The sequence below is a fragment of the Promicromonospora sp. Marseille-Q5078 genome, from assembly GCF_050315395.1.
GTDB lineage: Bacteria > Actinomycetota > Actinomycetes > Actinomycetales > Cellulomonadaceae > Isoptericola.
This window is the reverse complement of record NZ_JBNPQG010000001.1, coordinates 254,834-270,076: the sequence shown is the minus strand read 5'-3', so window position 1 is coordinate 270,076 and position 15,243 is coordinate 254,834. Positions and strand designations below refer to the sequence as shown.

The window sequence follows — 15,243 nt, the reverse complement described above, 5'->3', positions numbered from 1 at the left end:
GCCGAGGCTCCTGGAAGGCGCGATGGGCTCGACGTCGGCGCGGATGCTGGCACTGCTCGGGCTGCTCCAGTCACGCCCGGACTGGTCGGGGGCCGAGCTCGCGGCACGCCTCGACGTCACGGGTCGCACGGTGCGCAACGACGTCGCGCGGCTGCGCGAACTGGGCTACCCGGTGGACGCCGTGCGCGGCCCGGGCGGGCGCTACCGCCTCGGCGCGGGCGCGCGCCTGCCCCCGTTGCTGCTCGACGACGCCGAGGCGGTCGCCGTCGCGGTCGGGCTGCGCGAGGCGACCGGCACGGCCGGGTTCGAGGAGTCGGGCCAGTCCGCGCTGACCAAGCTCGAGCAGGTGATGCCCGACCGGCTGCGCCGGCGCCTCGCCGCGCTCCGGGACGCGAGCACCGCGGGCCCCGAGAACACGGGGTCCAACGTCGAGGACCCGGGCGTCGACCCGGAGGGGCTCACCGCGCTGGCCGCCGCGATCCGCGACCGCGAGGGCGTGCGGTGCTTCTACCGCGACGAGCCCCTGGAGCTCGAGCCCTACCACCTGGTGTCGTGGCAGCGCCGCTGGTTCCTCGTCGCACGGGAGCCGGCGACCGGCGCCTGGGCGCCGTACCGCGTCGACTGGCTGCGCCTGCGCACTCCCGGCGGGCGCAGGTTCGCGCCCGTGCCGTTCCCGGGCGACCTCACCGAGTTCGTCGTGCGCGAGGTCGCCCGCACCGGCTGGGCGGTGCACGCCCGCATCACCGTGGACGCCCCCGCCGACGAGGTGCTCGCCCGCATCAACCCCGCGGTCGGCACCGTCGAGCCGCTGCCGGACGGGCGCAGCGTGCTCGTGACCGGCGGCGACAGCGTCGAGGTCGTCGCGGTGTGGATCGGGATGCTCGGCATCGACTTCCACGTCGCCGAGCCGCCCGCGCTGGTCGAGCACCTGCGGCTGCTGGCCGACCGCTACGCCCGCGCGGTCCCCGACGGCGAACCGCTGGGCGGCGCGTCCTGACGACGGTCTTGGCGCAGCGCCGCCGCTCCGCGAGACTGTCCGGGTGAGCGATCCGTACCAGCCCGGCGAGCCGTACCAGCAGCCCGGCCAGCAGCAGCCTGCCCAGCCCGGCTCCCCGCAGCAGGGCTATCAGCAGCAGCCCGGCTACCCGCAGCAGGGCTACCCGCAGGCCCCGCAGGGGCAGTACCCGGCGCCGGGCTACGCGTACCCCGCCTACGCCCCCGAGCCGCCCGGCAAGACGATGGGCATCGTCGGCTTCATCCTCGCGTTCGTGATCGCTCCCGCCGGGATCGTGGTGTCGGCGATGGCGCTGTCGGAGTCGAAGAAGGTGGGCTACCCCAACGCGCTCGGCAAGTGGGGCCTGTGGCTCTCGATCGCCTTCACGTCGATCTGGGTGCTGTACGTCCTGTTCATCGTCCTGGCCGTGTTCGGCGGGATGCTCGGGTGGTTCTCCTCGGTCGGGACGTACGACAGCGGCATGTCGGTCTGACGAACACGCCGCGGCCGCGGCTACGACAGCACGCGCAGCGGCGCCCCGGCCGCCCATGCGGCGACGTCCTCGACGGCCTGCCCGTAGAACGTCCGGTAGGTGGCCTCGGTGACGTAGCCCAGGTGCGGGGTCAGCACCGTGCGCGGCGCGGACCGCAGCGGGTGGTCGGCGGGGAGCGGCTCGACGTCGTACACGTCCAGCCCCGCCCCGGCGATGCGCCCGTCGTGCAGGGCCGCGAGCAGGGCGTCGGTGTCCACGAGCGGGCCGCGCGAGGTGTTGACGAGGTACGCGGTGGGCTTCATGCGCCCGAGGTCCGCGGCCCCGACGATGCCCCGGCTGCGGTCGCTCAGCTTGTAGTGCACGGTCACGACGTCGGACGTCGCGAACAGCTCGTCCTTGGTCACCGCGCGCACGCCGGCCTCGGCCGCCCGCGCGGCGTCGAGGTGCGTGCTCCACGCGACCACGTCCATGCCGAACGCGAGCCCGATCCGCGCCACCGTCGACCCGAGCCGGCCGAGGCCCACGACCCCGAGCCGCCGACCCTCCAGGTCGCCGCCCACGGTGTGCTGCCAGCCGCCCTCGCGCACGGCCCGGTCCTCGGCCGGGACGTGCCGCAGCAACGCGAGGATCAGCGCCCACGTGAGCTCCGGCGTGGCGTTCGTCGGCGAGTCCGTGCCGCACACGACGACGCCGCGCTCGCGGGCGGCGTCGAGGTCGATCGACGCGTTCGCGCGCCCGGTCGTGACGAGCAGCCGCAGGTCGGGCAGTCGCGCGAGCCGCGCCACGGTGAACGGCGTCCGCTCCCGCATCGCGACCACGACGTCGTACCCGGCGAGCGCCGCGACCACCGCGTCGTCGTCGGGCAGGGGGCGGTCGACGAACTCGACCTCGGCCCCCAGGCTCGCCCAGTCGGCGAACCGGCGGGCAACCAGCTGGTAGTCGTCCAGGACTGCGATGCGCACGATGTTCTCCTCGTTCCGACGGATCAGGCCTGCTGGGCCACGGCCAGGTTCGCCTCGGCGACCAGCTCGAGCAGCCGGACGGCGGTCGGCTCCGCCGCGGGTGACGAGACGGCGCCCACCACCCACTCCGGCGTCCCGCCCGCGGGGAGCTCCAGCACGGCCAGGCCGGCGGCCTGCGGCTTGGCCGCGACGTGCTGCGGCACGATGGCGATGCCCAGGCCGCGCTGGACGAAGTCGAGCAGCGTGTGGACGTCGTCCACGCTCATCCGCACCCGGCGCTCGAGGCGCCGCTCGGCGAACGCGGCGTCGGCGAGCTGCCGCACGGCCCACGGCTCGCGGAAGTCGACGAAGTCCCGGTCGGCCAGGTCCTCCCAGGTCACCGCGGACGCCGCGGCGAGGGGGTCCGTCGCGTGCGTGAGCACCACGACCGGCCGCCGGCCCAGCTCGAGGCACCGCAGCGAGCCGAGGTGCTCGGTGGTGGCGACGAACGCGACGTCGAGGTCGCCGCCGCGCACCTGCGCGGTGAGCTCGCGCGAACCCGCCTGGGTGAACTGCACGTCCACGAGCGGGTAGCGCAGCCGGAACCGCTCGAGCAGCGGCCCGACGTCGACCACCCCGAGGCACTGCTCGGAGCCCAGCCGGAGCCGCCCCGAGAGCTGCTGGCTGGCGCGGACCACCGCGTCCCGGCCCGCCGACGCCTGGGCGAGCATCCGCCGCGCGAACGGCAGCAGGGCGCGCCCCGCGTCCGTGAGGGCGACCTGCCGCGTGGTGCGCAGGAACAGCGAGGTGCCGAGCTCGCGCTCGAGGTTGCGGATCGCCGCCGACAGCCCCGACTGGGTGACCCCGCACAGCGCCGCCGCCCGCGTGAAGTGGCCCTCGTCGGCCACCGCGACGAGGTACTCCATCTGTCGCAGCTCCATTGATCACTCCCAGTGCTGGAACCCATGAGTTCAAGTTGTTGGACTCATCAACCATGCCTTCCTATCGTCGGAGGCACCGACGACACAAGGAGAACCGTGGAAGCTCGCACGATCGGAATCCAGTCTGTCAGCGCGATCGGGCTCGGCGGGATGCCGATGTCCATCGAGGGCCGCCCCGACGAGGCGCGCTCGATCGCCACCGTCCACGCGGCGCTCGACGCCGGGGTGACGCTCGTCGACACCGCCGACGCCTATCACCTCCACGCCGACGAGGTCGGCCACAACGAGGAGCTGATCGCCCGCGCGCTGCGCTCCTGGGGCGGCGACGCGTCCGGCGTCCTGGTCGCCACCAAGGGCGGCCACCTGCGCCCCGGCGACGGCTCGTGGACCCAGGACGGCCGCCCCGAGCACCTCAAGCAGGCCGCCAAGGAGTCCGCGCAGCGCCTCGGCGTCGACGCGATCGGGCTGTACCAGTTCCACCGCCCCGACCCCCGGGTGCCCTACGCCGAGTCGATCGGCGCGCTCGTCGAGCTGCTCGACGAGGGCGTCATCGTCCAGGCCGGGATCTCGAACGCGAGCGTCGCGCAGATCGACGAGGCGAACGAGGTGCTGGGCGGCCGGCTCGCGTCCGTGCAGAACCAGTTCTCGCCCGCGTTCCGGTCCAGCCTCGCCGAGCTGGAGCACTGCGCGGCGCACGGGATCGCGTTCCTGCCGTGGTCGCCGCTCGGCGGGATCCGCAAGGCGGGCGAGGTCGGCACCGCGCACGCCGCCTTCGGCCGGGTCGCCGAGGCCCGCGGCGTGAGCCCCCAGCAGGTCACCCTGGCGTGGGAGCTCGCGCTCGCGCCCGTCGTCGTCCCCATCCCGGGGGCGTCGCGGCCGGCGAGCATCGAGGACTCCGCGCGCGCCGTCGAGCTCGTCCTCACCGCGGACGAGCTCGCCGAGCTGTCGGGCTCCTGAGCCCGCCGCACCACCGACCCCACCTCTCCCCCGATCGAGGAGGATCCATGAGAACAGTCCCCCTGGGCCCCACCGGCCGCCAGGTCCCGAACGTCGTGCTCGGCCTCATGCGCATTCAGCAGATGGACGACGACGCCGTCCGCGAGCTGGTCCGCACCGGCCGCGACGCCGGCATCGACTTCGTCGACCACGCCGACGTCTACGGCGAGGACCTGCACGGCTGCGAGCGCCGCTTCGCCGAGGCCATGCAGCTCACGCCGTCCGAGCGCGAGCAGCTCACCATCCAGTCCAAGGCCGGCATCGTGCGCGAGGGGCCGTACTTCGACTTCTCGTACGAGCACCTGGTCGAGTCGGTCGAGGGCTCGCTGCGCGCGCTCGGCACCGACTACCTCGACGTGCTCCTGCTGCACCGCCCGGACGCGCTCGTGGAGCCGGACGAGGTGGCCCGGGCGTTCGACGAGCTGGAGTCGTCCGGCAAGGTCCGGGCCTTCGGCGTCTCCAACCACACCCCCGGCCAGATCGAGCTGCTCAAGCGCTCGGTGCGGCAGCCGATCGTCGCGAACCAGCTGCAGCTCTCGATCACGCACGCGCCGATCGTGGCGCAGGGCGTGGCGGCGAACATGGTGGGCGAGGACCAGTCGCTCACCCTCGACGGCGGCGGGATCCTGGACTACTGCCGCCTGCACGACATCACCGTGCAGGCCTGGTCGCCGTTCCAGGCCGGGTTCTTCACCGGGGTGTTCCTGGGCTCCGAGGAGTACCCCGAGCTCAACGCCGTGATCGACCGCCTCGCGGCGAGGTACGGCGTGCCGCCCATCGCGATCGCCGTCGCCTGGATCACGCGGCACCCCGCCGGGATGCAGGTGGTGCTGGGCACGACGACGCCGGAGCGCGTCGCGGGCGCCGCGCAGGGCTCGGACGTCCCGCTCACCCGCGCCGAGTGGTACGAGCTGTTCCGCGCCGCGGGCCACCGCGTGCCCTGACGCCGCCCGACGCTCGGCGCGCTCAGCCCTCGTCGGCGAGCGCGCCGAGCGCGTCGGCCAGGCGCCGCGATCCCGGGGCGTCTGCATACGCTCCGGCAACACCGCACCGGGTGGGATGGCGCCATGCCCTCCCGCGACGCACGGCCCGCCACCACCCGGAACCCGACGAGGACCGTCCTGGTCGTCCTGTTCCTGCTCTACCTCGCCCTGGTCACCTGGGTCGTGCTGTGGAAGCTCGAGGTCCCCTGGGTCGGCGAGGCGGAGCGCCGCGTCGTCAAGCTCGTCCCGTTCGCGTCCAGCGCCACGGCGGGGGCCAGCAACCCGGTCGAGCTCGCCGAGAACCTCCTGATCTTCGTGCCCTTCGGCCTGTACCTGGGCCTCCTCGCGCCGTCGTGGCCGTGGTGGCGGCACGCCCTCACGCTCGCCGGCGCGAGCCTGGTCCTGGAGGTCGCCCAGTACGTCCTGGCCGTCGGGAGCACCGACGTCACCGACGTCGTCGTCAACACCGCTGGGGGCCTGGCCGGGGTCGGCCTGCTCGCCCTGGCGCGCCGCGGGCTCCGCGCGCGGACCGGTGTGGTCATGGCCGGGGTCTGCACCGCCGGGACGGTGCTCGCCCTGCTCGCGGCCACGGCCTTCGTCGCCTCCCCCGTGCGCCTCGTCGGCCCGCCGCCGGGCGACGTGACGGTCGTCGGATCCCGGCATCCCGGGCCCGGGGACCAATGAGCTTGCGGCGCTTGAGAGAATGGGACGTCGTGAGCACCGAGCCCAGCCCCGCACCGCAGTCGTCGTCGGACGACGGCGGTGCGCGTCGTCCCCGCCGCAAGGGCCGCGGCCGGGGGAACGGGCGCGGGAACGGCGCCCGTCAGCACGGCCCGCGCCGCGTCAGCCGCGAGCAGCTCGAGCGGGCCGCCGCGCTGCGGGCCGCCGTCGAGGTGCCGCCGATCCACTACCCCGAGCAGCTGCCGGTCTCGGCGCGCCGCGAGGACATCGCCGCCGCAATCCGCGACCACCAGGTCGTCGTCGTCGCGGGCGAGACGGGCTCCGGCAAGACGACGCAGCTGCCGAAGATCCTGCTCGAGCTCGGGCGCGGCCGGAAGGGCCAGATCGGGCACACGCAGCCCCGCCGCATCGCGGCCCGCAGCGTCGCCGAGCGCGTGGCGGAGGAGCTCGGCACCGAGCTGGGCGGCGTCGTCGGCTACCAGGTGCGGTTCACCGACACGTCGTCCTCCGAGACGCTCGTCAAGGTCATGACCGACGGCATCCTGCTGGCCCAGATCCAGCGGGACCCGGACCTGCTCGCCTACGACACGATCGTCATCGACGAGGCCCACGAGCGGTCGCTCAACATCGACTTCCTGCTCGGCTACCTGTCGCGGCTGCTGCCCCGCCGCCCCGACCTCAAGGTCGTCATCACCTCCGCGACCATCGACTCGGAGCGGTTCGCGGCGCACTTCTCGCCGTCGCACCTCGCCGAGGTCGGAGGGGCGCCCGAGGCCGTCGTGGACGTGCTGCCCGACCACGCGCCCGTCGTCGAGGTCACCGGCCGCACCTATCCGGTCGAGATCCGCTGGCGCCCGTTGGTATCGCCGGTTGAGCCTGTCGAAACCAAGTCCCGGGTTTCGACAAGCTCAACCACCGGCAAGAAGGAGGAGAAGGACCTGGTCACGGGCATCGTCGAGGCGTGCGACGAGCTGATGCGCGAAGGCTCCGGCGACATCCTCGTCTTCCTCTCCGGCGAGCGGGAGATCCACGACGCCGCCGACGCGCTCGAGGGCCACCTCAAGGAGCGCGTCCGCGACGCCAAGCGCCCGGACCACGTCGAGATCCTGCCCCTGTACTCGCGGCTGTCGGCGGCGGAGCAGCACCGCGTCTTCCAGTCGCACCCGGGCCGGCGCATCGTGCTGTCGACCAACGTCGCCGAGACGTCGCTGACCGTGCCGGGCATCCACTACGTCGTCGACCCGGGCACCGCGCGCATCTCGCGCTACTCCAAGGCGACCAAGGTGCAGCGGCTGCCGATCGAGCCGATCAGCCAGGCGTCGGCCAACCAGCGGTCGGGTCGTTCCGGCCGCGTGGCCGACGGCGTCGCGATCCGCCTCTACTCGCAGGACGACTTCGAGGGGCGGCCCGAGTTCACCGAGCCCGAGATCCTGCGCACGTCGCTCGCCTCCGTGCTGCTGCAGATGATCTCGGTCGGCGTCGTGACCACCCCCGACGACGTGGCGCGCTTCCCGTTCGTCGAGCCGCCGGACACGCGGGCCGTGCGCGACGGCGTGCAGCTGCTCACCGAGCTCGGCGCGCTGGAGACGCGCGACGGCGCGACCCGGCTCACCGACGTCGGCCGCACGCTCGCCCAGCTGCCGATGGACCCGCGCCTGGCGCGCATGATCATCGAGGGCGCCAAGCGCGGCGTGGCGCGCGAGGTCGCGATCGTCGCCGCCGTGCTGTCCATCCAGGACCCGCGCGAGCGCCCCGCCGAGACCCGCGCGCAGGCCGACCAGCTGCACGCCCGGTTCACCGACCCGCGCTCGGACTTCCTCACGTACCTCAACCTGTGGGAGTACGTGCGCGGTCAGCAGCACGAGATGGGCTCGTCCGCGTTCCGGCGCCTGTGCAAGGCCGAGCACCTCAACTTCCTGCGCATCCGCGAGTGGCAGGACGTCGTCGCGCAGCTGCGCGAGATGGCCAAGCCGCTCGGCATCGACATGTCGTTCAGGCCGCGGGTCTCGACAAGCTCGACCGCCGGGGGGTCGCTGGTTGAGCCTGTCGAGGTTTCGACAAGCTCAACCACCGAGACCGACCACCGCCTCACCTGGGACGACGACACGATCCACCGCGCGCTGCTGGCCGGGCTGCTCAGCCAGATCGGCATGCAGGACACCGGCGAGATCAAGGCGTCGTCGGTGGCGCACCTGCGCGGCGAGGCGCGCGCCCGCGCGCTGCGGCAGGCCGCCAAGCGCGCCCGCAACGAGTACGTCGGCGCGCGCGGCGCCCGGTTCGCGATCTTCCCCGGCTCGCCGCTGAGCAAGAAGCCCCCGGAGTGGATCATGGCGGGCGAGCTCGTCGAGACGTCCCGCCTGTGGGCGCGCGACGTCGCCCGCATCCAGCCCGAGTGGGCGGAGGAGCTCGCCGGGTCGCTCGCGAAGCGCACGTACTCCGACCCGCACTGGTCCACCAAGCAGGGCGCGGCGATGGCCACCGAGAAGGTGCTGCTCTACGGCGTGCCGATCGTCGCCGACCGCCCCGTGCTGTACGCGAAGGTGGACCCCGAGGCCGCCCGCGAGATGTTCGTGCGGCACGCGCTCGTCGAGGGGCAGTGGACGACGCACCACCGGTTCTTCGCCGAGAACCGGCGCCTGCTCGCCGAGGCGGAAGAGCTCGAGGCCCGCTCCCGGCAGCGCGGCCTCGTCGCCTCCGAGGACGACCTCTTCGCCTTCTACGACGAGCGCGTGCCCGACTCCGTCGTCAGCGCCCGGCACTTCGACACCTGGTGGAAGCAGGCGCAGCGGGAGACGCCGGACCTGCTCACCTTCACGCTCGACCAGCTCGTGGACGCGTCCGCCGTCGACACGTCCGAGTTCCCGGAGACGTGGACGCAGGGCGAGGTGACGCTGCCGCTGACGTACCAGTTCCAGCCGGGGAGCGACGCCGACGGCGTCACCGTGCACGTGCCGCTGTCGATCCTCAACCGCGTGGCACCCGAGGGCTTCGACTGGATGGTGCCCGGCCTGCTCGACGAGCTGTGCGTCGCGACGATCCGCTCCCTGCCCAAGGCCGTGCGCGTGCAGCTCGTGCCCGCGCCCGACGTCGGGCACGCCGTCGCCGGCTGGCTGCGCGAGCACACGCCGTCGTGGGACGACATGACCCGCGCCGGCGACATGGCCTCCCCCTTCCACGTGGAGTTCACGCGCGCCGTGCGGGCCCTGCGCGACGTCGACATCCCCGACGACGTGTGGGACGCCGAGCGCGTCGAGCGGCTGCCCGGCCACCTGCGCATGACGTTCCGCGTCGAGGGCGGTCCGTCGGACGAGCCTGTCGGGACCACGAGGCGCACGAGCAAGGGCCGCAAGCGCAAGCAGTCCGCCGCCCCGACCCCGCTCGACGAGTCCAAGGACCTGCTCGCGCTGCAGAAGCGGCTCGCCGCGCAGTCCGAGGCCGCCGTCCGCGCCGCCGTGAAGGGCGCCGTCGGCCGGGCCCTCGAGGAGGCACGGGCGTCGTCGGTGGAGCCTGTCGACACCACATCGCCGGTCGCGCCCGTCGGGACCACGTCGGTCGAGGCTGACGAGAACCGGGTTTCGACAGGCTCAACCAGCGGAGCATCAACCAGCGGAGCAGTGGCCGAGCAGACCGGCCTGACGGGGTGGCCGGACGGCCTGCCCGAGGGCCGGCTGCCGGATGCCGTGTCCACCGACCTGGGCGGCGGGGTGGTGGTGCGCGGCTACCCGGCGCTGGTCGAGGAGGAGGACGCGAAGCGGAAGCCCGCCGTGGCGCTGCGCGTGCTGGCCGACGCCGCCGCGCGCGACGCCCGGCACGCGCACGGGGTGCGGCGGCTGCTACTGACGGAGACGGCGCTGCAGACGGGGCGCGTGACGTCGCGCTGGACGTCGTCGCAGTCGCTGACGCTCGCGGCCGCGCCGTACCGGAACACCGACGCCCTCGTCGCCGACCTGCAGCTCGCCGCCGTGACGGCGCTGACCAGCCCGGACGCCGGGAAGGCGCCCGGCACGCCGACGGGCGGGCCGGTGGCGGGCGAGATCCGCGACGCCGAGTCGTACGCGGAGGCGAGGACGTTCGTGCGCCGGCACCTGGAGGACGAGGTGCACCGGGTCGTCGGGCACGTCATCGCCGCGCTGACCGCGTGGCGGACCGTCGAGGGCGAGGTGCGCTCGTCGTCGTCCCTGGCGCTGCTCAACACGCTGCAGGACGTCCGCGACCACGTGGCCGGCCTGGTCCACGACGGCTTCGTCTCCGCCACGCCGCCCCGGCGCGTGCCGTACCTGGTGCGCTACCTGCGCGCGGCGTCGTACCGGCTGGAGAAGGCCCAGACCAACCCCGCGCGCGACGCCGAGCTGGCCTGGCGCGTGCACGACGTCACCGAGGCCTACGACAAGGCCCGCGCCGCCTACGCCGCCGGGCCCACCGACCCGGCCCGCGCCGCCGAGCTCGACGACGTGCGCTGGCTGATCGAGGAGCTGCGCGTCTCCCTGTTCGCGCAGCAGCTCGGCACCGACGGGGCCGTCAGCGAGAAGCGCATCCGCAAGATCCTCAGCCCCGGCGGCTGGTGACGGGGGCGATCAGCAGGCGTCGTAGACGTACCCGTCCTCGCCGGCGGCGACGAGGTCCCGGTCGCGCAGGACGGTGAGCGGCGCGCGGTCGTCGAGCGCGCACACGTCGTCGAAGGTCGTCCCCGCCTCGTCGAGGGCGTCGGGGTACTCGATCTGCAGCACCTGGTCGCCGTAGACGTCGGTGTAGGCGGCGCACTCGGACCAGGCCGCGCACTCCTCGGTGACGGCGAGGTCGAAGCCGAGGGCGTCCTTCGCGGTCTGCGTGATCTCGGCCGCGTTCTTCTGCGCGATCGCCAGCCCGGCGCCGTGCGCCAGGTCCACGTACGCCCGGGCGAGGGCGTGCGCGCCGGCCTCGTCGATCTCGTCGAACCGGGTCCACGTGTCCAGGTTGTCGATCTCCACGGCGTCGAAGCCGGCGTCCGCGCAGCCGGTCACCACCGGGCCGAGCACCTCGAGGATGCCGTCGCGCTGCTCCTCGGTGGACGGTTCGAGCACGTGCTCGTCCGGCCAGTCGGGGTCGACGACGAGCCCGCCGTCCGCGTCGTGCAGCAGCAGGTCCTCGCGGCCCGCCCACAGGTCGTCCTCACCGGGCTGGGTCTGGAAGCCGTTGACGTAGCAGAGGTTGTACGCGCCGGGCAGCGGGTCGGCCGTGGAGTCGCGCGCGACGACGTCGATCGGCACCAGATCGGCCGACCCGGCGCCGTCGCCGGCGTCCACCTCGTCGTACGCGCCGCCGAGCTGGTAGTCGAGCACGCCGCTCGTGGGCGGCAGGGCGACCTGCGCGGGGCTCGACGCCGCCGGGTCCGGGGCGGACGCCGCGGGCGCAGATGCACACCCCGCGACCGCTAGCACCAGAAGCACAGGGACCGTCGTTCGTCGCACGTCCGCCCCCCCTAGAGAACCCGGAGCCCCATGCTCGCAGCCACTCCGCGCACTCGGCGGACGTCCGCGCACACCAGCGACACCTGCGACCCGTCGGCCAGCACCAGCCAGTGCCTGCGGGTCGCGAGCGCGTGCGGAGCGCCGCTGATCAGCGCACCCCCGCCGAGCGCGACCGCGGGCCCGCCGGCCGGCCGCAACTCGGGCGCCTCGCCGGGGGCGAGCACGGCCGGGCCTGGGGGGACGACGACCGGCCCCTGCGGCGGCACGTCGTCGCGCAGCACCCGGACGGCGACGCCCGTGCCGCGGGCGCGCGCCCGGCCGGCCAGCACCCGCACACCGAAGCCGGCGTAGACGACGAGGATCGGCACGACGACGATCGCAACCCCGATCGACACCCCGTCGACGCCCGTCGTGGGACCGGACGTCAGCCGCGCGAGCACGACGACCAGGCCACCGGCCGCGACGGGGAGGAAGACGAGGTTGAGCCGCCGCCACCAGGGACGCTGCGCCGCCGGCTCCTGCAGACCGTGCAGCACGCGCCACCCGGTCCACCGGGCGCGGTCGTCGTTCTCCAGGCCGACCACGGCCCAGCCGTCCGCCAGGCGCCACCAGGCCCGGACCGACGCGGTGAGCCCGACGACGAGCACCACCACGCCGGGCGCCAGGGCGGTGGCCCCGTCGCTCAGCGGCTCCTGGTCCAGCCCGACGGTCACGAGCAGCAGCCCGACGGCGGTGACGATCGGATAGAGGATCGCGCGCAGCGCGTCGAGGAGGCCGGTCGCCCCGTCCACGGGCTTGACCCCGGGGTACCCCTCGAGCCCGTGCTCGCGCGCCCGGAAGTCGTGCATTCGCTCGGCGTCGACCTGCCCGGCATCGACCTGCCCGGCGTCGACGCCGGAGGCCGGGCGCGGTCGCGCCGGCAGCGCCAGCACCTCCGGCCGTCGCAGCGCGAGGGCCCAGGCCTGCCGCAGCCGCCGGGCGCGCCCCCAGTCGCGCCGGTACCGGAACCACCAGGCGAGCGTCACCAGCAGGATGACGGCGCCGACGACGAGCGAGGCCACGTCAGCCCGCTCACCGTCGGCCCCGCGCCCCAGGAGCACCAGGACGGGCCGGGTGGCCAGGGCGGCCCCGGCCAGGCAGCCCAGCACCAGGAGCAGCCCCGCGAGCATGCGCCGCCCGCCGCCGTCGCGCCGCTGGGCGACGCCGAGGTTCGCGGCGGCGAGGTCGTACCACTCGCCGAAGGTCGCGGGCAGCGGCACCTCGTGCGGGGACGGCGGCAGCGCCACCCGACCACGGCGCTTTCGTGCCGTCGCGGGAGCGTCCGGCTGGGTCGCCGTCACCCGATCTCCTCGCCCTGAGCGTTCACGGGGACGATCTTCGCAGGCCCGGCCATCGCGGCGAGCAGCATGCCGACCGCCTGCACGTGGTGCGGCTCGCTCGACCAGCCGACGAGCACCAGGCCGGGCCCACCGTCCTGCGGCGCGGTGACGACGACGGCCAGGCCGATCTCGCGCGACCTTCCCGTCGTGTCCTGCGGTGCAGCGGGGTCGCGCACGTCCACCGGGTACGTCACGGTCAGACCGAGGGCGGGCCCGATGCCGGTCTCGAACGACTCGGTGTAGGCGGCGGAGAGGTCGAGGCCCGTCCTGGCCGCGACCACGCGCCGCACGACCTCGAGCAGGGACAGCGGCCCGTCGAACGCGTCGAGCTGCCGCACGGAGCCCACGACGTTGACGAAGATCTCCTCGTCGATCGCCGTCGGTCCGCGGTACTCCTTGCCCTGGTAGACGAGGCCGTGGAGCAGCACCGACTGGCTGCCCCACACCTCGCGCCAGGCGCGCAGACCTGCGAGCAGGAGGCCCGCGTCCTGGGCGGGCAGCTCGACGTCGACCGCATCCAGCGCGCCGCGGATGACGGCGAGCGCCTCGTCCGCGGTCTGTGTGCCGGCGAGCTCGACCCAGTCCGAGGGCACCCGGATGTTGAGCTTCCACCGGGTCGGGTTGTCGACGTCGACGGTGTCCGTCTCGGTCATGTCTTTCGTGTCCGCCATGTCCGCCATGTCCGCCATCGCGCTCACCTGTTCTCGAGCTGGGTGCGCAGCAGTGCGCCCTCGCCGTCGGTCTCGCCTGCAGTGGCGCCCCAGTCGGGCAGGATGCCGTTGTAGTCGTCGCCCTTGAGGTGCCCGAAGTCGCTGAACCAGTTGATCGGCTCGGTGACGAGGAAGATCCCCTGGTCGAACATGATGTCGGCCGAGCGCCAGGCCAGCTCCGCGGCCGAGTCGATGCTCCCGCCTCGAGCCGCCATCGTGAAGAACCCGGGGAAGGCGCCGGTCGCCGCACGGCCGACGCTGGACGCCGGGTTCATGAACTGGGCGAACGTCGGCGCGGCGCGCCCCGCGGCCGTCGCCGAGGCCGACACCGCCTTGAACGTGGCCGTGAGGCCGCCCGCGCCGAGCGCCGTGCCGATCATCCCCACGATGACGCCGGGCGTGAATCCGCCCGCGAACGACCCCGCCTGCCCGGCCGCGCTCAGGTACGCGGCGAGCGTGCCGACGCCGGAGGCCGCGACGCTCACCAGCGCGAAGACCTGCGCGCCCGGGATCGGCAGCAGGGAGATGATGCCGGCGACGAGGCTGACGACCCCCATGATGTCGGAGATCAGGTCGAGCAGGCCGGCGTTCTCGGCCGCCCACTCGAGGATCATGTCGCCGAGGTCGGCGAACGCGTCGCCGAGGTCCTCGAAACGGTCGCCGACCCAGTCGACCGCCTGGTCGAACCAGGACGGGTCGTCAGGCGCCATCGCCGCGGCGGTGTCGAAGTCCGCGAGGAGCGCCCGCGACGCCGCGCCGTACTCCTCGACCAGGGTCGTGATCCGCGACCACACCCCGTCGACGACGCCCCGGGCGTCGTCGACGGCGCCCTGCGCGGTGCCCCGGGCCCGCTCGTCGTCCTGGTAGTCGTCCCACTCGTGCTGCGGCGCGTCGTCCTCGGGCCGGTGGCCCTCGGGCATCGAGTAGAGGGTCGACTCCGCCGAGCTCAGCGCGGCCTTGGCCTCGCCGAGCTCGCGGTTCAGCGTGTCCGCCCGCCCGCGGTAGTCCTCGAGGTGGTCCGCCCACGTCTCGAGTGCGATCGCGGCCTTGCGGAAGGCCTTCTCGGCCTCCACGACCTTCGGTTCGAAGCCGTCGTGCAGCATGCTGCGGAAGGCGATGGCGACCTCGCCCGCCCACTCGCCCTCGTCGACGCTGCCGAGCAGGAACTTCACGCGCTCGAGCGTCTCCTGCCCGCCGGTGAGCCCGGTGGCGAGCGAGCCCGTGACGGCGTGGTCGCCCGGCGCCGGGTCGTACCCGATGTGCTCGTAGTGGACCATCACTCGCCCCCGAGCGCCGCGGCGAGGTCGGCGTCGATCTGGGCGAAGCCGTCACGGATCTTCTGCAGCTGCTCCTTGGCGTTGCCCGTCGCCTCGCACATCTCGTCGATGCTGTGGTCCCACCTGTCCCGGAAGTGGGACACCTTCTCCACCAGCTCGGGCTCGCCGACGGCCGACGCGTCGGCGCTCCGGATCGCGTCCAGAGGCTCGTACAGCCGTTCCTTCATCTGTCCCAGGTCGCTCTCGACCTGGGACAGGAACGCGTCGTTCATGACGATGTCGCCGGACATCAGCGGCCTCTTCCCCGGGCGTCGGTGGCGGTCCGCACAAGGTTTTCACATACCAAGCCCGGGGAAGAGCCCGGTCCATGGGGAGTTCTGCCCTCTCCCGGCGCAGGCGGC

At 73.9% G+C, this 15,243-nt stretch carries 13 protein-coding genes; 6 read left to right on the top strand and 7 right to left on the bottom strand.

Features of this window, described 5'->3' with window-relative positions; translation table 11 throughout:
- Positions 1-22: 22 nt before the first annotated feature.
- Positions 23-997 (top strand): helix-turn-helix transcriptional regulator, encoded by a 975-nt coding sequence (locus ACQFYA_RS01210; RefSeq protein ID WP_499120742.1) that lies wholly within the window; start codon positions 23-25, stop codon positions 995-997.
- A gap of 43 nt (positions 998-1,040) precedes the next feature.
- A complete protein-coding gene (locus ACQFYA_RS01205; protein ID WP_499120740.1) occupies positions 1,041-1,487 on the top strand; it encodes a hypothetical protein in 447 nt (148 codons plus the stop codon).
- 20 nt (positions 1,488-1,507) lie between these two features.
- On the opposite strand, the gene ACQFYA_RS01200 is transcribed toward ACQFYA_RS01205, so the two are convergent.
- The gene (locus ACQFYA_RS01200) at positions 1,508-2,449 is read right to left on the bottom strand and encodes a D-2-hydroxyacid dehydrogenase family protein (protein WP_499120738.1); all 942 of its coding nucleotides are present in this window, start codon (positions 2,447-2,449) and stop codon (positions 1,508-1,510) included.
- Positions 2,450-2,472: 23 nt separating this feature from the next.
- Positions 2,473-3,369: a LysR family transcriptional regulator gene (locus ACQFYA_RS01195; protein WP_499120736.1), complete on the bottom strand. Its 897-nt coding sequence runs from the start codon at positions 3,367-3,369 to the stop codon at positions 2,473-2,475.
- 96 nt (positions 3,370-3,465) lie between these two features.
- Between ACQFYA_RS01195 and ACQFYA_RS01190 the strand changes: the two genes are divergently transcribed.
- From ACQFYA_RS01190 to hrpA, 4 genes are all read left to right on the top strand, one after another.
- On the top strand, positions 3,466-4,326 hold the full coding sequence (locus tag ACQFYA_RS01190) for an aldo/keto reductase (RefSeq protein ID WP_499120735.1): 861 nt from the start codon (positions 3,466-3,468) through the stop codon (positions 4,324-4,326).
- Between the two features lie 47 nt (positions 4,327-4,373).
- Complete coding sequence (locus ACQFYA_RS01185; RefSeq protein ID WP_499120733.1) at positions 4,374-5,309, top strand: aldo/keto reductase; 936 nt, start codon at positions 4,374-4,376, stop codon at positions 5,307-5,309.
- Between the two features lie 123 nt (positions 5,310-5,432).
- A complete protein-coding gene (locus ACQFYA_RS01180; protein ID WP_499120731.1) occupies positions 5,433-6,032 on the top strand; it encodes a VanZ family protein in 600 nt (199 codons plus the stop codon).
- A gap of 29 nt (positions 6,033-6,061) precedes the next feature.
- Complete coding sequence (gene hrpA / locus ACQFYA_RS01175; protein ID WP_499120728.1) at positions 6,062-10,594, top strand: ATP-dependent RNA helicase HrpA; 4,533 nt, start codon at positions 6,062-6,064, stop codon at positions 10,592-10,594.
- Between the two features lie 9 nt (positions 10,595-10,603).
- Here the strand turns inward: hrpA and ACQFYA_RS01170 are convergent, their stop codons facing one another.
- Genes ACQFYA_RS01170 through ACQFYA_RS01150 form a run of 5 tightly spaced genes read right to left on the bottom strand, consistent with a single transcriptional unit; the run spans position 10,604 to position 15,132 of the window.
- Positions 10,604-11,455: an endo alpha-1,4 polygalactosaminidase gene (locus tag ACQFYA_RS01170; protein WP_499120726.1), complete on the bottom strand. Its 852-nt coding sequence runs from the start codon at positions 11,453-11,455 to the stop codon at positions 10,604-10,606.
- 32 nt (positions 11,456-11,487) lie between these two features.
- A complete protein-coding gene (locus tag ACQFYA_RS01165) occupies positions 11,488-12,816 on the bottom strand; it encodes a hypothetical protein (protein ID WP_499120724.1) in 1,329 nt (442 codons plus the stop codon).
- Positions 12,813-13,544, bottom strand: a complete 732-nt coding sequence (locus ACQFYA_RS01160; protein WP_499120722.1) for a hypothetical protein — start codon at positions 13,542-13,544, stop codon at positions 12,813-12,815. The genes ACQFYA_RS01165 and ACQFYA_RS01160 overlap by 4 nt, the downstream gene beginning before the upstream one ends.
- A 5-nt stretch (positions 13,545-13,549) precedes the next feature.
- A complete protein-coding gene (locus ACQFYA_RS01155) occupies positions 13,550-14,842 on the bottom strand; it encodes a putative T7SS-secreted protein (RefSeq protein ID WP_499120721.1) in 1,293 nt (430 codons plus the stop codon).
- The gene (locus tag ACQFYA_RS01150; RefSeq protein ID WP_499120719.1) at positions 14,842-15,132 is read right to left on the bottom strand and encodes a hypothetical protein; all 291 of its coding nucleotides are present in this window, start codon (positions 15,130-15,132) and stop codon (positions 14,842-14,844) included. Before ACQFYA_RS01150 ends, ACQFYA_RS01155 begins: the two co-directional genes overlap by 1 nt.
- Positions 15,133-15,243 lie beyond the last annotated feature (111 nt).